The 1,399-nt window shown below is 57.8% G+C and carries 1 protein-coding gene; it reads left to right on the forward strand.

All coding sequences use genetic code 11. The features are described from left to right. Positions 1–127: 127 nt before the first annotated feature. Positions 128–1,297: a hypothetical protein gene (locus QLH51_RS19805; RefSeq protein ID WP_283514678.1), complete on the forward strand. Its 1,170-nt coding sequence runs from the start codon at positions 128–130 to the stop codon at positions 1,295–1,297. Positions 1,298–1,399 lie beyond the last annotated feature (102 nt).

Raw genomic sequence — 1,399 nt, forward strand, 5'->3', positions numbered from 1 at the left:
ACAGCAAATATGGTGCGACCAGCGACCATTCCTCATCACTGACGTCAGACAGATACGACTTGCGGCAAATGCTCATCCAATAACGGATGAATCAAGCCCGCTTCCAAGTCCATAACAGCCTCTAGACATGCGAGTCGTAGCCAAGTTCCAATTCACCGCGCCTTCTGAGGGCGAGGCCGTCTCTTCGCGGATCGCCGCAATTCTGGAAAAGTGGAGCGATCGAAAGTTCATCAAAACACCGGATGGCGGCGTCGTCATTCGTCACAGCGGCGCAAGCGCCACGTTCGACAAGACTTCGGATCAGATTGAGGATCGGCAACGGAACACGTTCACGATCCTTGAGGCGGTGGAGGGCGGCAATCTTCAAACTGATGTCGATGTCATCTCCGGTGCGGGCCGCACCGCTTTTCGTTGCGTGCTCAGCGTAGGGTCTGACGGCGGCATCGCCCCGACAGGGGTTTCCCTCCGTTCGCCGCGCTTCGTCCGGGACATTGTGGCACTGGGAGAACCATGGACGATCGGTGCCTCTGGTGAGCGCATTTTCGCTCACAGCTTTCCGATCGATGTTGATGACGTTCCGGACCTCGAAGCATTGATGGTCGCTACCCAGCGCCGTCTACCGATCGTGATCGTGTCCGAGTTACTGGGTGAGACCTTGGCCGGCGATCTGCATGAACGGGTTAGTCAAGACCTCTGTGGCCTCGCACACACAGTGCGCTTATCGGCTGAGGCATCTTGGGAACTGACTCGAAGCCGAGGGAAGGAGTGGTCTTGCTATAACGGCGCGGTACGTTTGCTGTGGCCTTTCCGCGCTAACGGTGACGACTTTCGTATGCATCCGCTGTGGACATTGGACCAGATGATGTCGCGCGCCGACAATGAGGTTCAAGCGCGCGATCATATCCGCGGTGTGATCGCTGGCCGAATCATCGAAGCCTCCACTTTCGTAGCGGACGATCCGGCCTTCCGCGACTTCGACGTCGCGAAGGTCAGGAAGGCCGCCGATCAGGCGAGAGCGACCGCTACCGATGGTGGCGATATGGGCGCTCTTGCCGACTCCTATGCTGCGGAAAACGATGCTCTGCGTCTCCGGGTCGATGAGCAGGACAACGAGATCGAGGTTCTTCGTCAGAACGTCGAAACGCTGACTATCGCCCTTCGCTCTTCTCAAGCCGCGAAAGTAGAGTTGTCGAGTGAGGCTCCGCCACAGACCGTGGAAGAAGCCGTCAATCTTGCGCGGCGCGATTTGGGCGATAAAGTTCCTATCGCTTCAGAGCCCAACCGGAAATTAGGTTGAGCGATTTCAGCCAGTTGTGATTCACCGAGGGTTGCGAAGACCACGGGGATCATATGGGCTGGACCGAAACCGCTCGCCGCGAGCATGACAGAAGAAGGCTGC

Origin of the sequence: Sphingomonas sp. 2R-10 (assembly GCF_030062225.1) — a bacterium.
GTDB lineage: Bacteria > Pseudomonadota > Alphaproteobacteria > Sphingomonadales > Sphingomonadaceae > Sphingomonas.